At 48.7% G+C, this 22,884-nt stretch carries 18 protein-coding genes; 12 read left to right on the top strand and 6 right to left on the bottom strand.

Annotated elements, in window-relative coordinates; all coding sequences use genetic code 11:
• The first annotated feature begins 220 nt into the window (after positions 1–220).
• From pdhA to L6442_RS13830, 7 genes are all read left to right on the top strand, one after another.
• On the top strand, positions 221–1,288 hold the full coding sequence (gene pdhA, locus L6442_RS13800) for a pyruvate dehydrogenase (acetyl-transferring) E1 component subunit alpha (RefSeq protein WP_212977400.1): 1,068 nt from the start codon (positions 221–223) through the stop codon (positions 1,286–1,288).
• A 63-nt stretch (positions 1,289–1,351) separates the two neighbouring features.
• A complete protein-coding gene (locus L6442_RS13805) occupies positions 1,352–2,332 on the top strand; it encodes an alpha-ketoacid dehydrogenase subunit beta (protein ID WP_194232985.1) in 981 nt (326 codons plus the stop codon).
• 32 nt (positions 2,333–2,364) lie between these two features.
• Positions 2,365–3,660, top strand: coding sequence for a dihydrolipoamide acetyltransferase family protein (locus L6442_RS13810; RefSeq protein ID WP_212977401.1), 1,296 nt, complete (start codon positions 2,365–2,367; stop codon positions 3,658–3,660).
• A 3-nt stretch (positions 3,661–3,663) separates the two neighbouring features.
• Positions 3,664–5,085: a dihydrolipoyl dehydrogenase gene (lpdA, locus tag L6442_RS13815; protein WP_212977402.1), complete on the top strand. Its 1,422-nt coding sequence runs from the start codon at positions 3,664–3,666 to the stop codon at positions 5,083–5,085.
• Positions 5,086–5,928: 843 nt separating this feature from the next.
• The gene (gene thyA / locus L6442_RS13820) at positions 5,929–6,723 is read left to right on the top strand and encodes a thymidylate synthase (protein WP_212977403.1); all 795 of its coding nucleotides are present in this window, start codon (positions 5,929–5,931) and stop codon (positions 6,721–6,723) included.
• 70 nt (positions 6,724–6,793) lie between these two features.
• On the top strand, positions 6,794–7,279 hold the full coding sequence (locus tag L6442_RS13825) for a dihydrofolate reductase (RefSeq protein ID WP_212977404.1): 486 nt from the start codon (positions 6,794–6,796) through the stop codon (positions 7,277–7,279).
• A 185-nt stretch (positions 7,280–7,464) separates the two neighbouring features.
• Positions 7,465–8,952, top strand: a complete 1,488-nt coding sequence (locus tag L6442_RS13830; protein ID WP_212977405.1) for a glutamate synthase subunit beta — start codon at positions 7,465–7,467, stop codon at positions 8,950–8,952.
• 271 nt (positions 8,953–9,223) lie between these two features.
• Here L6442_RS13830 and L6442_RS13835 read toward each other — a convergent pair whose 3' ends face one another.
• Positions 9,224–10,018: a hypothetical protein gene (locus tag L6442_RS13835; protein WP_212977406.1), complete on the bottom strand. Its 795-nt coding sequence runs from the start codon at positions 10,016–10,018 to the stop codon at positions 9,224–9,226.
• Positions 10,019–10,192: 174 nt separating this feature from the next.
• Between L6442_RS13835 and L6442_RS13840 the strand changes: the two genes are divergently transcribed.
• The 4 genes from L6442_RS13840 to L6442_RS13855 are packed head-to-tail and all read left to right on the top strand — an operon-like array spanning position 10,193 to position 13,550.
• Positions 10,193–11,353, top strand: coding sequence for a hypothetical protein (locus tag L6442_RS13840; RefSeq protein ID WP_212977407.1), 1,161 nt, complete (start codon positions 10,193–10,195; stop codon positions 11,351–11,353).
• A gap of 3 nt (positions 11,354–11,356) precedes the next feature.
• Positions 11,357–12,097, top strand: coding sequence for a glycosyltransferase (locus L6442_RS13845; protein WP_212977408.1), 741 nt, complete (start codon positions 11,357–11,359; stop codon positions 12,095–12,097).
• Complete coding sequence (locus L6442_RS13850; protein ID WP_212977409.1) at positions 12,094–13,224, top strand: glycosyltransferase family 4 protein; 1,131 nt, start codon at positions 12,094–12,096, stop codon at positions 13,222–13,224. Before L6442_RS13845 ends, L6442_RS13850 begins: the two co-directional genes overlap by 4 nt.
• Positions 13,225–13,283: 59 nt before the next feature.
• On the top strand, positions 13,284–13,550 hold the full coding sequence (locus L6442_RS13855) for a hypothetical protein (protein WP_212977410.1): 267 nt from the start codon (positions 13,284–13,286) through the stop codon (positions 13,548–13,550).
• 38 nt (positions 13,551–13,588) lie between these two features.
• Here the strand turns inward: L6442_RS13855 and L6442_RS13860 are convergent, their stop codons facing one another.
• The 5 genes from L6442_RS13860 to L6442_RS13880 form a co-directional block, all read right to left on the bottom strand.
• Positions 13,589–13,903: a hypothetical protein gene (locus L6442_RS13860; RefSeq protein ID WP_212977411.1), complete on the bottom strand. Its 315-nt coding sequence runs from the start codon at positions 13,901–13,903 to the stop codon at positions 13,589–13,591.
• A gap of 42 nt (positions 13,904–13,945) precedes the next feature.
• Positions 13,946–15,883, bottom strand: coding sequence for a tetratricopeptide repeat-containing glycosyltransferase family 2 protein (locus tag L6442_RS13865; RefSeq protein ID WP_212977412.1), 1,938 nt, complete (start codon positions 15,881–15,883; stop codon positions 13,946–13,948).
• Between the two features lie 15 nt (positions 15,884–15,898).
• A complete protein-coding gene (locus L6442_RS13870; RefSeq protein WP_212977413.1) occupies positions 15,899–17,548 on the bottom strand; it encodes a tetratricopeptide repeat-containing glycosyltransferase family 2 protein in 1,650 nt (549 codons plus the stop codon).
• Complete coding sequence (locus L6442_RS13875) at positions 17,493–19,541, bottom strand: TPR domain-containing glycosyltransferase (RefSeq protein WP_212977414.1); 2,049 nt, start codon at positions 19,539–19,541, stop codon at positions 17,493–17,495. The genes L6442_RS13870 and L6442_RS13875 overlap by 56 nt, the downstream gene beginning before the upstream one ends.
• 91 nt (positions 19,542–19,632) lie before the next feature.
• Positions 19,633–21,294, bottom strand: coding sequence for a DUF6385 domain-containing protein (locus L6442_RS13880; protein ID WP_237100307.1), 1,662 nt, complete (start codon positions 21,292–21,294; stop codon positions 19,633–19,635).
• 295 nt (positions 21,295–21,589) lie between these two features.
• On the opposite strand from L6442_RS13880, the gene L6442_RS13885 reads away from it, so the two are divergent.
• A complete protein-coding gene (locus L6442_RS13885; RefSeq protein WP_212977415.1) occupies positions 21,590–22,870 on the top strand; it encodes a helix-turn-helix domain-containing protein in 1,281 nt (426 codons plus the stop codon).
• Positions 22,871–22,884 lie beyond the last annotated feature (14 nt).

The following is a 22,884-nucleotide window of genomic DNA, read 5'->3' on the forward strand; positions in this document are numbered from 1 at the left end:
AAGACAAGCGTTTATTGTGATACCATCATGTGGCAATGTTCACGACCCTGTCAATTTTTTAAAAACTGTTACATAATAATCAATATACTGTTATATATACAAAGGTCGAATTTTTCGAAATTTTATCCGCAATAGCTTTGACGAAACGAATAAAACAGGTGTATAATAATTCTATAACAGCAGCACTTGATATTCAAATATTTTTGTTGAGGTGAAGATAATGAGCAAGGTGCCTTATGAAGTGTATACCGAGGAAGTCGAAGCACTTTCCGTGCTCTCTCCTGAAGGTGAAATCATTAACAAAGATAAAATGCCTAACCTTACAGATGATCAATTAAAAGAAATTATGTACCGTATGGTATTTACCCGTACTTGGGATGACCGCGCCGTAAACCTTGGCCGTCAAGGACGTCTTGGTTTCTATGCTCCGGTATCCGGTCAAGAAGCAACGATGGTCGGAAGTGAATTCGCACTGGAAAAAGACGACTTCGTATGCCCGGGCTATCGTGATATGCCGCAAATCGTATGGCATGGACTGCCTCTTTACCAAGCATTCTTGTATTCCCGCGGCCATCAGCATGGCGGACAAATTCCTGAAGGTGTGAACGTGCTGATGCCGCAAATCATCATCGGCGCTCAAATTCTGCATGCAATGGGTATCGCAATGGGTTACAAGCTTAAAAAGCAAAAACAAGTTGTCATCACCTACACCGGTGACGGCGGTTCTTCTGAAGGCGATTTTTATGAAGGCCTGAACTACGCCGGACGTTTCAAATTGCCGGTTATTTTCTTTGTGCAAAATAACGGTTATGCCATCACCACTCCATTTTCAAAACAAACAGCAGCACTTTCGATCGCGCATAAAGCGGTGGCAGCTGGTATCCGCGGCGTGAAAGTCGACGGTATGGACGTGCTTGCTGTTATTAGTGCTGTTCAGGAAGCTGCAGAGCTTGGTCGCAAAGGCGAAGGCGCTACACTGATCGAAGCCGTAACCTATCGTTTCCGTCCGCATTCCCTGTCCGACGATGCGACTAAATACCGCACGAAAGACGAAGAAGGGGAATGGAGCGAAAAAGATCCGATTTCTCGTTTTGCCAAATATCTGGAGAAAAAAGGCTTGTGGACTGAAGAAGACACAGCCCGCGTAAAAGATGAGGCTAAAGCGAAAGTAAACGAAGAGATCAAAAAAGCGGAACAAACCGCAAAAATGACCGTTCCTGGCCTGATCGACAGCATGTTCGAAGTAACGCCGAAACATCTGGAAGAGCAAAAAGCCGATTTCCAATAATCCATAGATGCGTTTGATTTCATGCAACGTGAAACAGTGAATGTTTAAGGAGGAAATGAAGCAATGGCACAAATGAATATGAAAGAAGCGATCCGCGACGCAATCCGCGTGGAGATGAGAAATGACCCTAACGTCATTGTGTTTGGCGAAGACGTAGGTAATGTTGGCGGCGTGTTCCGTGCAACGGAAGGCCTGCAAAAAGAGTTCGGCGAAGAACGTATTTTCGATACGCCGCTGGCTGAATCCGCAATCGGCGGTTTGGCAGTTGGTCTGGGTATCCAAGGTTTCCGCCCGGTGGCTGAAATTCAGTTCGTCGGCTTTATTTATGAAGCTTTGGACCAAATGTTCGTTCAGGCAGCGCGCATGCGTTACCGTTCCGGCGGACGTTACAACTCGCCGATCGTATTCCGCACGCCTTTTGGCGGCGGCGTGAAAGCGGCTGAGCTGCATACGGATTCCCTGGAAGGTTTGGCTGTGCAAACTCCGGGTATTAAAGTGGTAGTGCCTTCGAACCCATATGACGCCAAAGGTCTTTTGATTGCCGCGATCCGCGACAACGACCCTGTGTTCTTCATGGAGCATTTGAATCTCTACCATGCGTTCCGCGCCGAAGTTCCAGAAGAAGCTTATACGGTTGAACTTGGCAAAGCCAACGTTGTTCGCGAAGGTTCCGACGTAACCATTATCGCTTACGGCATGATGGTTCATACGGCAACTAAAGCAGCTGAAGAACTTGAAAAAACAAAAGGCATCAAAGCAGAAATCATTGACCTGCGGACGTTGAATCCATTGGATATCGATACGATCGTGGCTTCCATCAAGAAAACGAACCGTGCAATCGTGGTTCAGGAAGCACAGAAAACATCCGGCGTTGCTGCGGAAGTCATCGCTCAAATCAACGAGAAAGCCATTTTGCATTTGGAAGCTCCGGTTCTCCGCGTAGCGGGTCCAGACACGGTGTATCCTTTTGCGCAAATCGAAGATACATGGCTTCCTACACCGGCTCGGATAATTGCTGCAGTCAACAAAGTCATGGAATTCTAAGAAAAGCAGTCATTTGATAGGAGGTAGTTAAGGTGGCAAAATTTGAATATCGATTCCCTGAACTGGGCGAAGGTTTGCATGAAGGCGAAATTATTAAAATGCACATCAAACCGGGCGATAAAGTAACAGACGACGACATTATCATGGAAGTGCAAAACGATAAAGCGGTGGTGGAAGTTCCTTGTCCGGTTAACGGTACGGTACAGGAAGTTCTTACCAAGGACGGACAGGTATGCCGCGTAGGCGAAATCGTCGCTATTATCGATGCAGAAGGGGAACTTCCGGAACAGGATACTCCTGCTCAAGAAGCTGACGCTGCCCAAGGCGGAGCAGATACAACTTCTTCCCCGGCAGAAAGCAGCCCTGAAGCTGCCAAAGAAGGTGCCCCTGCACCTGCTGCTCCTAACAAAGAAGTACTGGCTACGCCAAGCGTACGCAAATTTGCGCGTGAGCAAGGCGTCGACATTGCGCAAGTAACCGGAACCGGCGCGAACGGTAAAGTTACCAAAGAAGACGTTGAAGCATTCAAAAACGGCGGCCAAGCCGCGGCACCTGCTGCACAAAGCGAAGCCAAAGCAGCTCCTGCGGCAGCTGCGGTATCTTCGGCAACTGCGGTGGATCCTCGTGCAGAAGAAGAACGCGTACCGTTCAAAGGCATCCGTAAAGCGATCTCCAACGCTATGGTTAAGTCTGCTTACACTGCACCGCATGTTACGATCATGGACGAAGTGGACGTTACCGAGCTGGTGGCATTCCGTACTCGCATGAAACCGATCGCCGAGAAAAAAGGCACCAAGGTTACTTACTTGCCATTCATCGTGAAAGCTCTGGTTGCGGCTTGCCGCGAATTCCCGGCTCTGAACGCGATGATCGACGAAGAAAACAACGAGATCGTCTACAAGAAATACTATAATATCGGTATCGCTACGGATACAGATAACGGCCTCATCGTTCCTGTTATCAAAGATGCCGACCGTAAGAGCATCTGGATGATCGCGGACAGCATCCGTGATTTGGCGGCGCGCGGCCGTGAAGGCAAATTGGGTCCTAACGAAATGAAGGGCAGCACAATTTCCATCACAAACATCGGTTCCGCCGGCGGTATGTTCTTTACTCCGATCATCAACTTCCCAGAAGTTGCAATCCTGGGTACCGGACGTATTTCCGAAAAACCGGTTGTTAAGAACGGGGAAATTGTTGCCGCTCCGGTAATGGCATTGTCCCTCAGCTTTGACCATCGCCTGATCGATGGCGCAACAGCACAAAACTTTATGAATTACATTAAATCACTGCTCAGCAATCCTGAGCTGCTGGTTATGGAGGTGTAAGATATGGTAGTAGGCGACGCTTCTCTCGATATCGATACATTAGTAATTGGTGCTGGTCCTGGTGGTTATGTTGCAGCCATCCGCGCTGCACAACTGGGTCAAAAAGTTCTGATCGTTGATAAGTCCGAAGTGGGCGGTGTATGTCTGAATCGCGGATGTATCCCTTCCAAAGCCTTGATCGCTGCGGCTCACCAATACGAGTCTGCAAAACATGGCGAAGCATTTGGCGTAACCGCTGAAAATGTAAAAGTAGACTTCTCGAAAACCCAGGAATTCAAAAACGGCGTTGTTAAAAAGCTGACTGGCGGCGTTGCCGGTCTTTTGAAAGGCAACAAAGTTGAAGTATTCAACGGCGAGTGCATGTTCATCAGCGAAAATGAAGCACGTTGCTTCAATGAACATGAATCCCCGCGTTACCGTTTCAAACATTGCATCATTGCAACAGGTTCCCGTCCGATCGAACTGAAAGCATTCCCGTTTGGCGGACGCATCCTGTCTTCGACAGAAGCGCTCAGCCTGAACGAACTGCCTAAGAGCTTGATCGTTATCGGCGGCGGCTACATCGGTGCCGAGCTGGGTCAAATGTTCTCCAAATTCGGTACAAAAGTAACCATTCTCGAAGGTATGGATACGATTCTGAACGGATTTGATCCGGACATGACCAAAATGGTCGTGAAGAGCATGAAGAAAACCGATGTCGAAATCATCACTAACGCTAAGGCTGAAAGTGCTGAACAAACAGACAAAGACGTAACAGTTAAATATACAGTGAACGGCGAAGCCAAAGAAGTTACTGCAGATTACCTGCTGGTAACGGTTGGACGTCGTCCTAACACGGACGGCGACCTCGGTCTGGATCTGGTCGGCATCGAAATGACCGACCGCGGTTTGATCAAAGTCGACCATCAAGGCCGTACCAACAAACCTAATATCTTCGCAATCGGCGACGTCGTTGCGGGTCCTGCACTGGCTCACAAAGCTTCTTACGAAGGTAAAGTGGCTGCGGAAGCAATTTCCGGCCATCCATCCGTTGTGGATTACAAAGTGGTTCCGGCCGTTGCATTCGTTGATCCTGAGTGCGCAAGCGTAGGCTACTCGGAAAAAGAAGCTAAAGAAAAAGGCTACAAAGCTAAGGCAGCGAAGTTCCCATTTGTCGGTAACGGTCGTGCGTTGTCCCTGAACAACGCTGACGGTTTCGTCAAACTGGTTTATGACGAAGAAACTCAACTGGTTCTTGGCTGCCACATCGCGGGCCTTGAAGCTTCCAATCTGATTGCCGAGCTTGGTCTTGCGATCGAAATGGGCGCTACCCTCGAGGATATCGCTTTGACGATCCATGCGCATCCAACACTCGGTGAAATCGTAATGGAAACAGCCGAACTGGCGCTTGGTAATCCAATCCACGTCATTGCACCGAAAAAATAAGAGTTATAAATAGATACCATCCGAAGAGCTCTGCTTATGCAGGGCTCTCAGGCTGTCGACAGGACCGTTGTCGACAGCCTTTTTTTAGGATGATAGAATTTATAAGTTTTTTTGGGTCCCCGCAAAGAATATGGAATAAAATAGAAGATTAGGAGGTCCACTCTGGAAATTGATGTAAAAGTAATCCATTTCATAATGCCAACCGGTGGTTGATCCAATAGGTTCAAGCATTCGATATACATCCATTGTGAAATGGATTGGATATAGATCGATAAGTATTAGATGATTCGATATCCAGGTTTAAATACTCGATATCAATCCATGATGAAATGGATGCAAAAGTGCATCTATTTACGACACAATGGCTTGTTTTAGATAAAAAGCTTGCGAAAGTGCAGGCTTTGTCCTTTTTCTGAGTGCAATTAGGTCATTCATGGACAAAAGGATGCACTTACGCAACAATTCTGCCTTCCACATCACAAAACGCCTATAAAGGATGCACAATCGCAACAATTGCATTTCGGCTTCAAAAATTCGAAGATAGCGAGTTTTTCTGACGCGCTATTTTTTAGGTATAAACAAGCTCCCCCTTACACTTTGTGGGGTTATTTTGCGCGCTGCGGAGACCAGTCATAAGTGTTTTTTGTCTTGCGGGAAAATTTTTGTGATCAAAAAAGAAGATAAAAAAATTCTCACACGCCTTCAGGAATGGTACACTAATAAAAGCATAATTTAAGATCTAATAAGAGGGCTGAATTTCCTAATCAGATGTTAGCAACTCGCATGATTACAAATACTAATTTTGATTTTCTTTTCTGAAAGCATTGAAAGGGTGGACAAGACATGCGGAATTACCTGGATTTACTTAAAGATATTATGGAGCATGGAACGCCAAAAGAAGACCGGACGGGAACCGGGACGATTTCTGTATTCGGAAGACAGCTGAGATTCGATCTTTCCAAAGGGTTTCCGCTTGTAACGACAAAGCGGGTTCATATCAAGTCCGTTGTTCATGAGCTGCTCTGGTTTCTTAGCGGCGATACAAATATTGGATATTTAAAGGAAAACGGCGTAACCATTTGGGATGAATGGGCGGATGAAAACGGGGATTTGGGGCCGGTGTACGGCTCGCAATGGCGTCATTGGGAGGCTGCAGACGGCACGCATATCGACCAGATTGCGAATGTGATTGAATCGATCAAAAACAACCCGGATTCACGCAGACATATCGTCAGTGCATGGAATGTGGCCGAAATCGATCAAATGAAACTTCCGCCTTGCCATTTTGTGTTTCAGTTCTACGTAGCGGGCGGCAAGCTGTCCTGCATGCTGACGATGAGATCCGTAGATACGTTCTTGGGCCTTCCATTTAATATCGCCAGCTATGCTTTGCTGACGCATATGGTCGCCCAGCAGTGCGGGCTTGAACCTGGCGAATTCATTTGGTCAGGCGGAGATGTGCATATTTATTCAAATCATCTGGAACAGGTTCGAACCCAGCTTGAGCGGGAGCCGTATGAACTGCCTGAGCTTGTGATCAAACGCAAACCTGATTCCATTTTCGATTATAAATTTGAAGACTTTGAATTTGTCAATTATAAGCATCATCCGGGCATTAAAGCGCCAGTTGCCGTGTAATGCTGTAAGAGGTTGTTCAAAAAGTCCGCTTTTGATAAGAAAACCAATCGTTTAAAGGAGCTGGAATGACGTGAGCATGACGTTTATTTGGGCAATGGACAGAAACAGGGTCATTGGACGCAACAATGCGCTCCCTTGGCGATTACCGCGGGACATGGCTTTCTTTAAAGAACAAACGATGGGGAAAAAAATGCTCATGGGCCGGAAAACCTGGGAGTCTTTTGGCGCTAAGCCGCTCCCTGGCCGTACCAGCATTGTAATGACGCGCGATCCGGGTTATACGGCTGCGGGCGCTCAGGTGATTCATACCCTCGAAGAAGCGCTGGAGCATGCAAAGGAAGGGGAACTTATGGTCATTGGCGGCTCGGAAATTTACCGGATGCTGCTTCCGTATGTGGACCGCCTTCTAATCACAAAAATCGAAGAGTCATTTGAGGGGGATACGTATTTCCCGGAGATAGACGAATCGGAGTGGGAATGTATACAGGAAGTACAAGGAATCCGTGACGAAAAAAATCCATATGATTACCGTTTTTGCACATATATCCGCCGATAGACTTCGTGATTTGTTTCCATCCGGATGTAGTCAGCATGTTGAATTGTGCAAATAATTATTCGGATAATCCATTTAATATTCAAAGAATGAGATGATACTATAATTGAAATATGATCGTATCGTTATTCGCCAATATAAAGATGGATGCGAAAATCAACAGGAAAAGAACGGATGGGGGAACAATCATGTCTACACCAACAGGATTTATGGAATACAGCCGTCAGCTGCCGGCTGACCGCGAACCGGCTGAACGTATAAAAGATTGGGAAGAGTTCCACAAGCATTTGTCCGAAGAGGAGCTGCGCACGCAGGGAGCCCGCTGCATGGATTGCGGCACGCCATACTGCCATACGGGGATTGACATGGCCGGAGGTACCTCCGGTTGTCCAGTGAATAACCTCATTCCGGAATGGAATAACCTCATTTACCGCGGGTTATGGCAAGAAGCGCTTGAGCGTCTTCACAAAACCAACAATTTCCCCGAGTTTACGGGCCGGATTTGTCCGGCTCCTTGCGAAGGTTCCTGTACCGTAGGCCTGATCGGTCAGCCTGTTACCATCAAAACGATTGAGCAAGCGATTATCGATAAAGGTTTTGAGGAAGGATGGGTAGTACCGAATCCTCCGGCGAAACGAACGGGCAAACGCGTGGCCGTGGTCGGATCGGGACCGGCGGGCCTTGCGGCAGCAGCCCAGCTTAATAAAGCAGGACACAGCGTTACCGTGTACGAGCGTTCGGACCGGATCGGAGGGCTGCTCATGTATGGCATTCCGACCATGAAGCTGGATAAAGCGGTAGTTCAGCGGCGCGTGGATTTGCTTGCAGCCGAAGGCATCCGCTTTGTCACCAACACCGAAATCGGCAAGGATGTTTCCTCGCAGCAGCTGGTTGATGATTATGATGCGGTCGTGCTTTGCGGAGGCGCAACAAAGCCGCGTGCTTTTAATATCGAGGGCAGCGACTTGAAAGGCGTTCATTATGCAATGACCTATTTAAACGGAACGATCAAAAGTTACCTCGATTCCGGATTGTCGGACGGAAATTATATTTCGGCGGAAGATAAGGATGTCATTGTCATCGGCGGCGGCGACACCGGTTCCGACTGCGTAGCGACTGCTCTCCGTCATGGCGCAAGAAGCGTTACCCAATTCGGTACGCATGAGAAGGCTCCGCTGGAACGTGATCCGATGAACAATCCGTGGCCGCAGTTTCCGAATGTTTATACGCTTGATTATGCCCAGGAGGAAGCCAAAGCGCTGTGTGGCCAAGATCCGCGTGAGTTTTCCATCATGACGACGAAATTCGTCGGCGACGAAGAGGGCAATTTGCAGGAACTTCATACCGTGCAGATCAAACGGAGTGTCGATGAAAGCGGGCGTAAAACTTACGAGCCGATTCCGGGGACGGAAAAAGTATTTAAAGCACAGATGGCGCTGATTGCCATCGGCTTTGACGGACCGGAGCAAACGATCGTCAATCAGCTTGGGCTGGAATCGGACCGCCGTTCAAACGTAAAGGCGGCATACGGCAAATACCAAACGAACGTGGATAAAGTGTTTGCCGCCGGCGATATGCGCCGGGGTCAAAGCCTGGTTGTCTGGGCGATCCATGAAGGCCGTCAGGCGGCCCGCGAAATCGATCGATATTTGATGGGTTCCACAGTCCTCGTTTAATCTCTGCTTCATGAAATATAATAATAACGCTACAAGGCTTCCCGATCTTAGGGAAGTCTTTTTTAGCATAAGAATTTATAAAGTTTCGGGGTCTCCGCAAAGTAATCGGAAAAAGCTTCAAAAGTTACACGTCACTCAGTACTTTTGCTTCGCAAAAGCGCCCTTCAGGCGTCGGACTTCTTTCCGATACTCTCAGTACCTTTGCTTCGCAAAAGCGCCCCTCTGTGAGAGGCGTCGGACTTCTTTCCGATACTCTTTGTGGGTTATTTTGCTACCACTCTTCAATCATCCGGAATGTTACGAAAATTTGGTCCGGCCCATCGATGGCACTAACAACAAGGGTTAAAGGTTGTTCCTCGGGCAGATCGGCCAGCCTGTTGTCGTCAAAGAGAATGACGGCATTGAAAAACGCTTCCGATGCCCCGAATGTTTGTCCTTCATAGACGACCCGGCCTCCGGTAACGGTTGTACAGGTGAAATTGACCTGCAATGCCGTACTGTCCGTAGGAATATTGGTTGTTGGAGTCGGAAAAGATTGAAAAGTCCCATTTACCGTCCCCCCTTGAACAAGTTTGTAGCGTATGGGCAATGATGATACGATTTCAACGCCTTGGGCAAACAGCGCTGCCCCAAACTGGGTAGGCAGTGCAAAGTTAGAAGTTCTTCTATAGCTGAGTACGGCTTGCTCTGAGGCTGTCACAAGAATATTATTCCTGAACTCGGACGTAATGCGTTTATAATTCATCGGCACAACGGGGAGTTTCGTATAAGCATGGTTCGAATCAATGGCGAATGCTTGCACTGTGACCTGATTCATGGAGGCATATACGATGAATTGAGCGAAATCAAAAAAAGCGGGATAGTTCCGGACCGCAGTTCCTCTGGCAGGCAGGGTCAACGTTTCCTGGGCAAATATCGATTGACTCCCATTGCTTACGCTGAAGCCTTCAAGATATACGTTTGCGGAAAAACCGCTATTATTGACCAGGATGATAGCGTATTGCGCGAATGGACGTCCTCCCGCTTTCGTGACGTTGGAGATCACCTCTGTCGTTAACACCGGCATGTTTTATCGCTCCTTATCTGCAAAAAAATACACTATTTCGATAATCAATATATGAATGGCTCTCACTAGATTTGAGGGCTGAAGCAATAATAGGGCGGTCTATTTTTCAAATCACTTTTAGCACGTTCGCAGCATATGATAAATCACGGAAATTCCGGAGTAGGGAGTGAACCTATGAAATATGTGGTCTGGGCTAACCTTCCCTGGAAAGAGTTTGCTTTCAAAAAAATGGTCAGCCAGCTGCCGAATCGCGATGAGTTGATTTTTGTAGGAAAAGACTCGGAGCATGAGAGAGAGGAACAGGGAATTCGGTTTGTGAAGGCGGATTTGCGCGGAATGGAGTCTCCTTGTGAATATGTCGCCATTGTATGCTCCCCATATTGGATCTGTCAGGCGCTTGGCGGCGGCTATCGCAAGATCGCGTTTATTATGGAACCCTGTCCTTCCGGAGAGGATTGCCGCATATGGAACAAATACAGCGGCTTGTTGGCGGAGGCTGCGGATCTGGTTATCGCCGTATCCGAGAAAACTTATTTGGAGCAATGCCTAAAGCGGAGGAATGTGCTCTGGTGGGATGAAGGCCAGATAGAGACGCAAGGGAATCGCGAACTACTGCGCTCGTTTTTGGAGTATATGGATCAAGGGAAGCCGCTTGAAGATTTGATGAGAATGCAATGGGAGCAGCAAATGCAGGCATACACCCGGATACGCAGCGAGATAGGGCCGCACGAGACGGTCAGCTATTTGCTGGCATCGTATTTGTATTTCCTGGGCAGGGCTGAAGCGGCTGAAGCCTTAAGAGAGTCATTCGAGCTGGCGCTGCTCAAAGAACACCCTGGTACTTTGCATTCGCACTACCGTTTTTTTTCTGCAATAGAAACCCGGCAGGGTGATCTTGAACAAGCACTTCATACGTACGCGATCACGGCGGTGCTTCCACGCGAGAAAGAAACGCTGATGCGGATGGAGAAGTGGGCGGTTCAGGAACGCGTGAAGCTGTTGGAAGCCGAGCTTTACCGGGAAAATGAAGATTTTCGGAGTGCGGAGGAAGCTGCAAGCGAGGACGGCTCGGAGGAAGCGGAGCAATTCCTGTTTGATTTGTACCTCGAGCAATGGATGTGGACAAAAGCGGCAAAGATCATGGATCGCCATCGGGTTCATCTCGCTGCCGGGATATCCGGCGAACCGATACAAGCAACCCTGTTATGGATTCATGGCCGGAAACATGAGGCGATATCCAAGCTTTTGCGGGCATCGTTACTCGACTGGAACGCGCTAATAACCTTCTCTGAAACGGATCTGCTCGAGCAGGCTTCCAGGCGGTTGGGAGGATGAGACATGGATCTGAATGGCATTAGGATTCGCAAAAAAAAGGATAATCGACTTACCGCAGTCATGCAGGTACGCAATGAAGAGGAAGGGATGCTGGAGCAGGTATTGGAAGATCTGAGCGGGTTCGTGGATGATATCGTCATCGTGGACGATGCAAGCACGGATGGTACCGTCAAGCTGTGCCGGCGGTTTTCCAAAGTAGGCCATTTGCTCATATTGCCTCATACGCATTTTGACAGGGAATGGCTGCTTCGCAAGCAGCTGTGGGAGCTTGTTTGTTCAACCGATCCCGATTGGATTCTTTCTGTCGACGCGGATGAAATTTACGAAGATAAGGCCAAATCGCTGATGAGGGACTTGATGAACCAGGACCAGTTCGACTGGGTCGGTTTCCGTCTTTTCGATTTTTGGGGCGGCACAACCCATTACCGCGAAGACGAGCATTGGCAAATTCATCGCAGGCATACGCGAACGCTTGTCCGGTATATTCCGGGCTATTATTATTTTTATCCGCAAATGGACCATCATGTTCCCAGGCTGCCCTTAAGTTATGCCGCGCTTCCCGGTTTTCTGGCCGAGCTCCGCGTCAAGCATTACGGTTGGGCGGTTAGCCGCGAGAAGCTGATCGAAAAGTATGAACGTTACATGCGGCGGGATCCGGAAGGAATATGGGGGAATCTGCAGCAGTACCGATCGATTCTCGATAAGAATCCGACACTGGTCGAGTGGAGAGAGGAAGGATCATGAAGGAAGTCGGAATTTTGACCCACAGCTTTCTGGATGCATATAACGGGAAGATAGAGAAGATTTATGCCGGCGGCCTGGAGCGTTATTTGTATGAATTATGCGGTATCCTAACGGAGCTGAACCATAAACCCGTCATCCATCAACTCTCTTACTGCGGCGATTTCGTGAAAGATTTGGGGATGATTAAGGTTTGCGGATATCAATGCGGACAGGATGAGCATCTTAAAGTATTTAACCGGATGACGGAAGAAGCGGCAGGGCCCCTGATTTATTCAAGTTTTATTTGGGAGCCGGTGGAATACAAGGACGGAAGCCTGGGGATTTGCCACGGAATCAATTGGGATTATTACGCATCATCTGCCGAACACAAAGCGGAAGTCGGTAAAAATATTCAGCATGCCCTTGGCCGCTTACAAAAAATCGTATCGGTAGACTCCCATTTTCTAACCTTTTGCCGTTCGGTTTGCCAGTATTCCGATCCGGATCAAATCATACTCCTTCCTAATGCGGTTGATACCGTGCGGTTTGCCCCCGGGGCCAGATGGAGAAGGCTGCAGGACGACGCTGGCTTCATCCGGATCGTATATCCCCGCCGCATCAGTATCGAGAGAGGAATTATCCCGATGATGCTGATTGCCGACAGGCTGCTGCGCAATTATCCGCAGGTGCGTATTGAATTTGCCGGCGAAGTCATTGATCACAGTCTGATTACCAAAGCATTCCGGCAGTGGCTCGATCACAATCCTTACCGTGATCGAATCAGGCATCGCAGCTATACGTTCGACGAAATGGTCGAAGCGTACCAACAGGCAGACATTGCGGTTATTCCCACCATTTTTTCCGAAGGGACCTCTTATTCTTGCCTGGAAGCGATGAGCTGCGGTTTGCCGGTGGTCGCAGGCAATGTCGGCGGCCTCAACGATCTGATCATCAGCGGATATAACGGCTTGACCGTTACGCCGACGGAAGAGGAGTTGTATCAGGCCGTTGCTTCCTTAATCGACCGTCCGGAGCTTCGCCATTACTTGGGGGCGAACGCCAGAGAAGCGGCCCGCGCTTTTGACATCGGGATTTGGAGGGAGAAATGGAAACACATTTTACGTTCATATCTGGAACTGGGGGACTGAGAAGCCATGAACGGGGATGGTAATGCCGAAGCCATTGGAAGGGAGCATGATCTTACCGGGTGGGGAAAGCTTATGCGGAGCATGCCGGTTCATGGCCATATGGCGTAGAGATGCCCGTACTATCCCTTAAGGAGCAGTTCCGCCTCGCCGGAATCCGTCTCATGGAAGAGCAGGGGATCGGTTTTGTGGAGAGCCTGGATTTCCTTGATTTTATTCCCGGCAGCGGCGGATGGAAGGAATCGATCAGACTCTGGTATACCGGTCTTGAAAAGAAGGAGCAGCAGTTGTTTCCAGGTTATTTGCTTCTCGCCCATGGCATCGTCTAGCACCGTGAAAAAAGCTCCGGTTAAAAGGCATTCGCCCTTTAACCGGAGCTTCCATGTTTCTGCAGAAACTTTTCGATCATGCGGTCCTTGATGAATTCGGCACGGTTGATCCAGCTTTCTGTGAACGCGCTGTTCCGTCTCGCCGTAATCAGATCCGGCGCGCGGTCATGAAGCAGCGCTTCATCCAGCTGCCGGAGGAATTGAGCAGGCGATCGGCCGATTCTGACATGTTCCTTCCTGCGTTCTGACCTCAGAGAGCTCCGTAATGACGATCGGCAATCCAGCGGCAACTGCTGGGGATGCTGGAGGTGAACCTGGTAATCGAAACAAGGCAGATACAAAATCGGCGGCATGCTCAACGTTCCGGCTATAATTTGTACCTCCTAATAAGCCAGCTAGATACGAAGGGTTGCTGCTCGAAGCAATTTTGGCAATTGAATGCCGCTCATAACTGACATGGAATGGCGGTGCTTGGCTTTTTCGGTTAGACATACTGCGCTTGCGGCAAGCGCATACGGGTTATCCGCGTAGTCTACGAGCAGCCGCAAGGCGTCGTCCAGACATGAAGAAGAGGAGCAGCGCAGCGCGAAACTCGTATAAAGGAGAATTTCTTCCAATGAGGGGGAACGCTGCGGGGGCGGGGATGCCGGCAGCCAATCCAGACACCACTTGGTCAGAACATATGCGGGCGCGGACAGAAGACCCGCAATAACCGAGGACGGCAAGGGATGAGCGGATGATGTTTGTTTGTACAACTCTTTCAGAAGCTGATGGATTTGAGCATAAGCGCGGCACTGCAGAAAAAGCTGAAGCGCAGTCAAGGCGACTGGTTCCGGAAGGGAGATATTTCCCTGGCCCGAAAGGAAGGCATGAACGGGCACCAACGGTGAATGGATCGTTTTCAGTTGTTCGGCTGCGCGATCAGCGGCTTCCCTATCCCCCGCTTTCCAGGCGGAGACCCAGAGATAGGAAATCCAGATGGCATCATCGGGCCAGCGGGCGCTGGCCTTCAGGAGTTCCGAATATAGCGAGTTTCCCGGTTGCGGTGCATATTGCCGCATCATTTCAATCCAAACCTGCCGCGTCTTACCCAAGTCCGGCATTTCGGCGATCACATCAAGCCAATCCTCCCGACCTGCATTCAGCGCGGCGGAAACCAGGAGGTTTTGCTGTTTCTTGGACACGGGTTTTTGAAGAGTATGGATCCATTCCTTGAAATGGCCGGAGTTCTGTTCTAATAGAGACAGATGCAGGGCGTCCGCCCATGCCGGATGATAATCCGGATTCAAGTAAAGCGCATGCATATAATGGACGGCGGCGCGGCCCGTTTGCAGCATCTTTTCGCATATCCGGCCGGACAGCCAATGAGTCCGGTACGTGCCGCATCCGGATGATGAAGAGTATCTCGGATCCGCTTTGCCTTGCTCTGCCGCTTTCATCATCCATTCATGCGCTTGTTCAAAGTCTTTTTTCTGCGCCTTCAGCAGACCCTTGAATTCCAGCAAATCCGTGAAACCTGGATGGCTTGCCAGCCCCATGTCGGTGACGTATTCGGATAATTCGCATTGTCCGGTAACATTCAAAGCGAAAGCCGCTTTTAAAAATACATCCGACATGTAGCCGGAAGCGGGATTTTGCTCGATAACCGCCATCAGATGACGCAGCGACTCGTTAAACTTGCTTTCCTGATAAAACTCCGTGCCTAAAGCGTAACGCAATTGGGGATTAAACGGATCTTTATTTAGAGAGGACTCAATCAGCTCCAAATTACGGCGATGTTTGTTTTTACGCTCGATTTCCGATTGCAGATAGCCGTAGTGTTTGATTTGCAGCGGCGCGTAAGGAATGGGACGCCGTGTCAGCTCAAGGACGCTGTCTGCTGCATTCTCATGAATGGCTCCTTTAAACCGGATCTGCGGATGATTGCGGAACAGTCTGCACACGGCATCCGTAAAATAATCTTCTTCGTTAAAATCTCCATAGAAACTAATTAGCGGGACAAAGTAACCTGCGATACGTTCATCGCTCACTAGCAGTTTCGACACAACGTCCGCATCCCACATGTCAGCTGCTTCGTCGGCATCCAGGACTAGAATCCATGAACGGGTGGCCTGATCGAGCGTTTTATTCCTGGCTTCGGCAAAATCATCGTTCCACTTCAGCGGAATGACCCGTGCGCCATAAGCCAAGGCGATATCCATTGTTTGGTCTGTGGATCCGGTATCTCCGATGATAATTTCGGATACCAGATCGCGAACGGAATCCAGGCATTTTGCCAAGTGTTCCTCTTCATTTTTAACGATCATACACAAAGTGAGATCCAGGGGCGGCATATGAAAGGAACTCCTTTACTCGTAGTACTCAAAGGGCGGCAGCAAACGGACCGCTTTGCGGATGACGGCATGACCGGGGTGATGATGGAGCAGTTGTAGCAGGTGGGTTTCGGCGAATGCGGCCAGCAAACGGGCTGTAGTCGATTTTCTTTCTGCATGGAGGGCAGACGGCGGTGAAGGCAAAGGGGCGATCATGCCATAAACTGCTTCGAGAGCTTTTTCGGTATCGCCTGCATAATACGCCAATTCGATTTGCAAGCTATCACTCCACGTGTCTGATTCATCTGATGGGATATGAATTTTTGTGGACGGATTCACAGTGCCCATGCCTACGTTTTGGCGAAATTCCCGGCCTTCAGACAGCAGCTTGGAGATAAACCTCAACTTTTCGTTTTCGGGGGAGGATGCGATATGCCTGAACCGTTCAAGCAGTTCGCCTGCGGCTTCATAGCAGCGGTTCGCCATCAGGAGTCCGGCGATCGAGTTCACTGTTTCGGAAGATTCCGGTTGCAGATGTTCGCATATAAAGGATGGGATCAGCTTGTCTTGAAGATTAGATTTCATGATCCTAATGATTTTATGAAAGGGCGGGCGCATCCCCGGCTCATGTTTTAAGGTCTGGGCATACCAGTGGAGGGCCCCCGCATCATCTCCGGCATCTTCCCGGATTTGGCCAAGCCCGAGAGTGGACAGATAAGTACCGGCACCCGATTCCGTATGGTAATGAACTGGTGCCGGTCCGGCTTCCACGGCCTTGTGGAATGCTTTTTCGGCCTCGGAAGCCTGCCCGGAAGAAAGGAGAATAACTCCTTTCAGATGAAGAAGGTCCGTGTAATCCGGAAAATGATCCAATCCGCTTTGACATATATCGAGCGCTTCATCTATACGGCCCATAGATAGCAGACAGCGCGCTTCATATTTAAAAAGCAGATGATAGTAGCTTATTTCGGGTGCCGCCAGGTTTTTTGCCTGCCTGATATGCCTGAGCGCAGATGCATTGTCGTTCATCCGCATATATTCGACGGCCATGTTGTAGTGATTGAAGGGATCGTTTGGTTCGGCCTGAAGCGCCTGCTGAAGCAGATCAGCGTTTCTTCTGATTTTATCTTTGGCTGCAACCATCGCGCTGCTGTATCCGTAGTGATGGATCTTGATGTTGGTGATATGAAGTTTAGCCGTGGGGCGGTGTTCGGTAATGGAGGCGGCGATTTGCTCGTGGATTTTTCCCCGGAACCGGTGTTCCGGCCGCCGGCGGAACATGCGGAGAAGCGGATTGACCGTCGCCGTCGCCGACCTTATGTCATTGCCCGAATGATTAAGCACTTGCAGGAAAAATCCTTCGTATTCCATATGTCGGGCGCACAGGCGCAATTCGGCAATATCCCCGCGGTCGAGTTCTTCATCCGCATCCATAAACAGGATCCATGTCCCGCGCGCAAGTTCCAGACCGGCATTACGGGCTTTGGAAAAGTCCCCTTCCCAAGGCGTCCGGATCACCCGAGCGCCAAACCGGCGGGCAATGGCGATGCTCTCGTCCGTGGAGCCTGTATCGACAACGATAATTTCATCCACAGCCCGGCGAACGCTTTGCAGGCATCGGGGGAGATGATCAGCTTCGTTCCGAACGATCATGCACAGTGAAATTCCGTTTGTGATTCTGTTCATTGATGCATCTCCTTTGCCGATCATTCCAAGAGGTATGCCAACCGGACCGCTGCAGCAGATTTATGGCTGAACGAAGCTGTCCCGCTTCCTGGGCAAGTTTAGGCGCATCCGGCAAGGAGGATTGTGCACGGTCAAGATAGTCTGCAGCCAATTGCAAATAGCTGATGGCGGCTCCGATCGAAGCAGCATCGAATGATGGATCATGGGAAGAAATATTTTCGAACAGTCGTGCCGCTTCGGCGTAATGTCCTTTGTCATATAAAATTTCAGCCAGCATATAGGCGCCTTCATCGTCAAGTGTTTGGGCATCGAGTGATGAGATTAACAGATCGGCTGCATCAAGAATATAGCCCTCCCGATACAGCGTTTTGGCAAACGTAAACGCCCCGGCTTTGTCAAAAATGGATAATTTTCGGGCCAGGTTGCTCAATCCGACTGCAATGGCCTGGCGAATCAAGCCTTGAATCAAGGACGTATTCTCGAACTGCTCCTTGGTATTGTGTTCAGGTCCGATTTCCCGGCGGGCAAAAAGGAAACCATCGAGCTGCTTAATATCCTCATGCTCATGTGTCTTAACTAATGTCCAAATGTAAGGGTCGAGTGAACCTTGAAGCTGCCACTGGGTAAGCAGATGAAGCATTTCCCGCTCGGCATTCGGGGAGGTATCTGCGCAGGCAGCATGATAAAAAAACGAATGGGCTTCTTTAAATCGACGCAAACGAAGCAGGGAAGCGCCGTACAGGATGCTGATATTGTCAGCGGCAAGCCAGCGGGGAGGGCATAGCCGAATGATCTCCTGATCCGCTCCGATACCGTCAAGCGCTTCGAGAACGAGATTCCACTGCTGTTCATTACGAGGTTCGGCTGTCTTTAAAAGCAGGGTACCGATTTCTTCATCTGAGGTGTTTAGCCGATGGAAAGCAGAAGCGAGTCCCTTCAGGGCAGGGGGGAATAAGGGATTAATGATGGCCGCATTGTAAAAAAGCCTTGCCGCCTCTTCGGGCTGATCAAGCTTCAGGGCAAGTGCCCCCATTTTGGCGAGAGGTTCGTAGCTATTCATGCCTGCTTCCGTAACGTAAGAATTGGACCGGCATATAGTCGCTTTCCGGTAAGATTCGAATGCTTTCTCCCATAATCCTTGGTTTTCAAGGCATTGACCGTAGGCAAAATGCAGATCGGCATAATCCGGATAATGCTGTATCTCCTGAAGACATATGAATCCGGCTTGTTCCGGTTCATTCCGTTCAAGCATGATTTTGACCAAATCTCTGATCAGCGTTGGCCTGAAGCGGGCGGCAGCGGGTGCAAGCTGCTTGGCTTGAAGCATGTATTTTTCGGCTTCGCCCAGGTTTCCGGCTTGACAATGCGTAATCCCCAAGTGGTACAGATAATAAGGATTCTCAGGATCAGCCTTCAGGGCATCGATAAGTATTTGAAAATTTCGTTTCAGCTTGTTTTTCTTTAATATGTTCTCGGTCAAATATCCTGTATGCCGGATTTCAATATCGGAATCTTTAATCTTCCCCTTTCCGGAAAGTACACGGATGGACGGTTCAATTTCTTCATGGATCTTGCCTTGAAAATGGTATTCCTTGCGGTTTCTGAAGAGGCGGAGCGCGCGATTGCGAACGGCATGCTCCCAATCGTGGCTTAATTGGTTAATAATGGTTACGTCGTAACCTTCCGCTTCGCTTTCGCGGATCAGCTTCCGGATGTCATCCATGCTCGTCAATAGTTCTTCATCCGCATCTATTACCAATACCCAATCTGTTGTTGCTTGGCGGAGCGCTTCATTTCTGGGGAGTGAGAAATCTTCTTTCCAATTCAATGCAATCACTTTGGCGCCGTGTTCCAGCGCAATTTTGATGGTGTCGTCCTGGGATCCGGTATCGATCACGATTATCTCATCCGCATTTTTGACCGATTCAAGGCATCTGCCAATGAATTCTGCTTCGTCTTTCGCGATCAGATGGACTCCTAGCGTGGGCAGCATATATCTTCCTCCTGAATGAGGAGCATACGCTAATTCGTATACTCCCCCTGTGACTTCAACAATCCTTTTTATGGTATGAACGGAAGAAGCTTTACGTTCCTTGGGCGTCAACGATGACATTGATGGTGGATGGCGATCCTGCCGTGGCCGATTGATAGGAGAGACGGGTATATTTAAGGAAGCGCGCCGGCACGAGCACGTCTACGGAACCGGCAGCCAACGGATTATCCCCGACGGTGTCGATATAATAATTCGTTCCGTCTGCGCTGATTTCGACCCGGGTATTCACGGGATTGGCACCCGTGTTGTTGACAAAGAAGGAATATACGCCAAGGACGCCAGTGGTTACTGCAGGAAGCGGAGTAAATGCGTCTCCCGTCGTAATGCCCAGCGTGGCCTGTTCGACAAAACTCTTCTGGGATATCGAGGTTACACTGCTTAAAGTACCTGCCGTAACGGTGGTTCCAAGCACACTGGTGATGGTGCCGTTCAGAATGTTGGTAACCGTGCCGGCGGAAGAAAGCGTACCAGCGGTGATGGTAGCGCCAAGAACGCTAGTAATCGTACCGTTGAGGATGTCCGTGACCGTACCGGCGGAAGAAAGCGTACCAGCGGTGATGGTAGCGCCAAGAACGCTAGTAATCGTACCGTTGAGGATGTCCGTGACAGTTCCAGCGGAAGAAAGCGTACCGGCAGTGATGGTAGCGCCAAGAACGCTAGTAATCGTACCGTTGAGAATGTCCGTGACGGTTCCAGCGGAAGAAAGCGTACCGGCAGTGATGGTAGCGCCGAGGACGCTAGTAATCGTACCGTTGAGGATGTCAGTAACGGTTCCGGCGGAAGAAAGCGTACCGGCAGTGATGGTAGCGCCGAGGACGCTAGTAATCGTACCGTTGAGGATGTCAGTAACGGTTCCAGCCGAAGAAAGCGTACCAGCGGTGATGGTAGCGCCGAGAACGCTAGTAATCGTACCGTTGAGGATGTCGGTGACAGTTCCGGCGGAAGAAAGCGTACCGGCAGTGATAGTAGCGCCAAGAACGCTAGTGATTGTACCGTTGAGGATGTCCGTTACCGTACCTGCGGAAGAAAGCGTACCAGCGGTGATGGTAGCGCCAAGAACGCTAGTAATCGTACCGTTGAGGATGTCCGTGACAGTTCCAGCTGAAGAAAGCGTACCGGCAGTGATGGTAGCGCCAAGGACGCTAGTGATCGTACCGTTGAGGATGTCGGTAACGGTTCCGGCGGAAGAAAGCGTACCAGCGGTGATGGTAGCGCCAAGAACGCTAGTAATCGTACCGTTGAGGACGTCCGTGACAGTTCCGGCTGAAGAAAGCGTACCGGCAGTGATGGTAGCGCCAAGAACGCTAGTGATCGTACCGTTGAGGATGTCAGTGACCGTACCTGCGGAAGAAAGCGTACCAGCGGTGATGGTAGCGCCGAGGACGCTAGTAATCGTACCGTTGAGGATGTCCGTGACCGTACCTGCGGAAGAAAGCGTACCAGCGGTGATGGTAGCACCAAGAACGCTAGTAATCGTACCATCGAGAATATTGGTGACCGTACCAGCGGAGGAAAGCGTACCAGCGGTGATGGTGGTGCCCAGTACACTTGTAATCGTGCCTCCAAGAATAACGGATGTAATATTCCCGGAAGTATCCGTTGCGATCACACGGGCGGTGTTGGTGGAATCCCGACCGAAAATGAGTGTACGAAGGTTGTCCGGGTCATTTTGAAACACATTGTAGTTAGGCATCTTATCATTCCTTTACAAAAAATGAAATCATCCTTTCAAATCAGCTTTAGCGTCTTCGGTTAAATCAATTGCTGTTATCTGATCGAATAGGTATCAGTTTCCTCCCTTCCCCTTTGTTGGACGTATAAAAACAATGTATGGACCCTCGACTTGGAGTGAAACGGCTAAATGCCATTTGAAAAATGAGATATTCTTAAAGGGGCAAACGGCCTGATTCATATCATTTTCTAATTTACGTAGATTTAAAGATATGGTAAAATATAACTGTAGATTCATGCAGTTAGGAGGGCTGAGAATGGAAACGGCAATCATTAAAACTATCGGGGAACTAATACACGATGCAAGATGCACATTAAATATAACGCTAACACAGTTGTCGGAGTTGTCGGGCATTTACAAAGAGACCATATCAAGTATTGAGAAAGGGGATGTTACGCAACCCGAATTTCGGACGATTCTCCCACTAGCCAGAGTTTTAAATATACCATTTGAAAAACTGGTTGATTATTACGTAGAGGTTGAAACGAGATCAAATCATTTAATATGTATCTATCAGGCAGCGCTCACACAGGGGAGCAGCAGCGAGGTAATTCGGAAAGTCGCCGCAAAATACCTTGAGTCAAATGATGATCGTTTGGATTTAATTGAGAAACTTTTTGAATCTATTGATTCTATCGAAGATACCTCCATCAAAATATCATTGTATGACCTCATCATTGATTACTCACGCTTACATGGAATTATGCCTTACATAGCCAAAGGAATGTATCAAAAATATCTGATTGAACGGAATGATTTTAGCAGATTAAAGGAAACATACTTCAGCGGAAAATATGTTTTGAATTATGTTGATTTTTTACCACTAGAGGAACGAGTAAGCTTGTTTTATAAGCTAGGAATTCATGCATATACTCTGAGCTATCATAATGAATGCATTGATCATTGCAAAGAAGTCTTGAAGAGCGAAGGGAGTAGTTATAAAGCAGATGCCATTGGTGTCCTTATCGATGCGTATTTCAGCATAGAAGAATACACAAAATCGGAATTGTACCTTATACAATACAAAAATTTCATCTACCCTCACACAAAAGAGAATGTTGTGCTTATGGATGCGTTCTTCAATGCAAAAAAAGGAAACATCAACGATGCTATCGAACAACTTGAATTATTTCTTGAGACATGTAGTAGTGCCTTTATTATTCCTGCGACTAAACAACTACTTGAATTGTACTTAATGCAAAACGATCTGGAGGGTGCAAAATCTATTCTGAAAAACAGCAAGGTAGCTGCCTCTGTTGTGGATGATAGTAATCCATTAGTATGCGCTACATACGCTGATTATCTTCAAGTTAAGGGAGATTTTTATTTGGCTGCAGGTGATATAGATAACAGCTTGTCCCATATGGTAGAAAGTGCCTTGTGGTATTCTAAAATAAGCGATACAACTAAAGAAAAAAAGGCTCTCAATAAAGCAATGCATATCCATTTAACAAATAATGTTTCAGCAGAGTCTACACTAACCAAGTTAAGAGATTACTATCGACGAAGCATACAAGATTTGGAGGGATTAGCATGAAGAACAAAATTAAA

Origin of the sequence: Paenibacillus azoreducens, from assembly GCF_021654775.1 — a bacterium.
GTDB lineage: Bacteria > Bacillota > Bacilli > Paenibacillales > Paenibacillaceae > Paenibacillus_AQ > Paenibacillus_AQ azoreducens.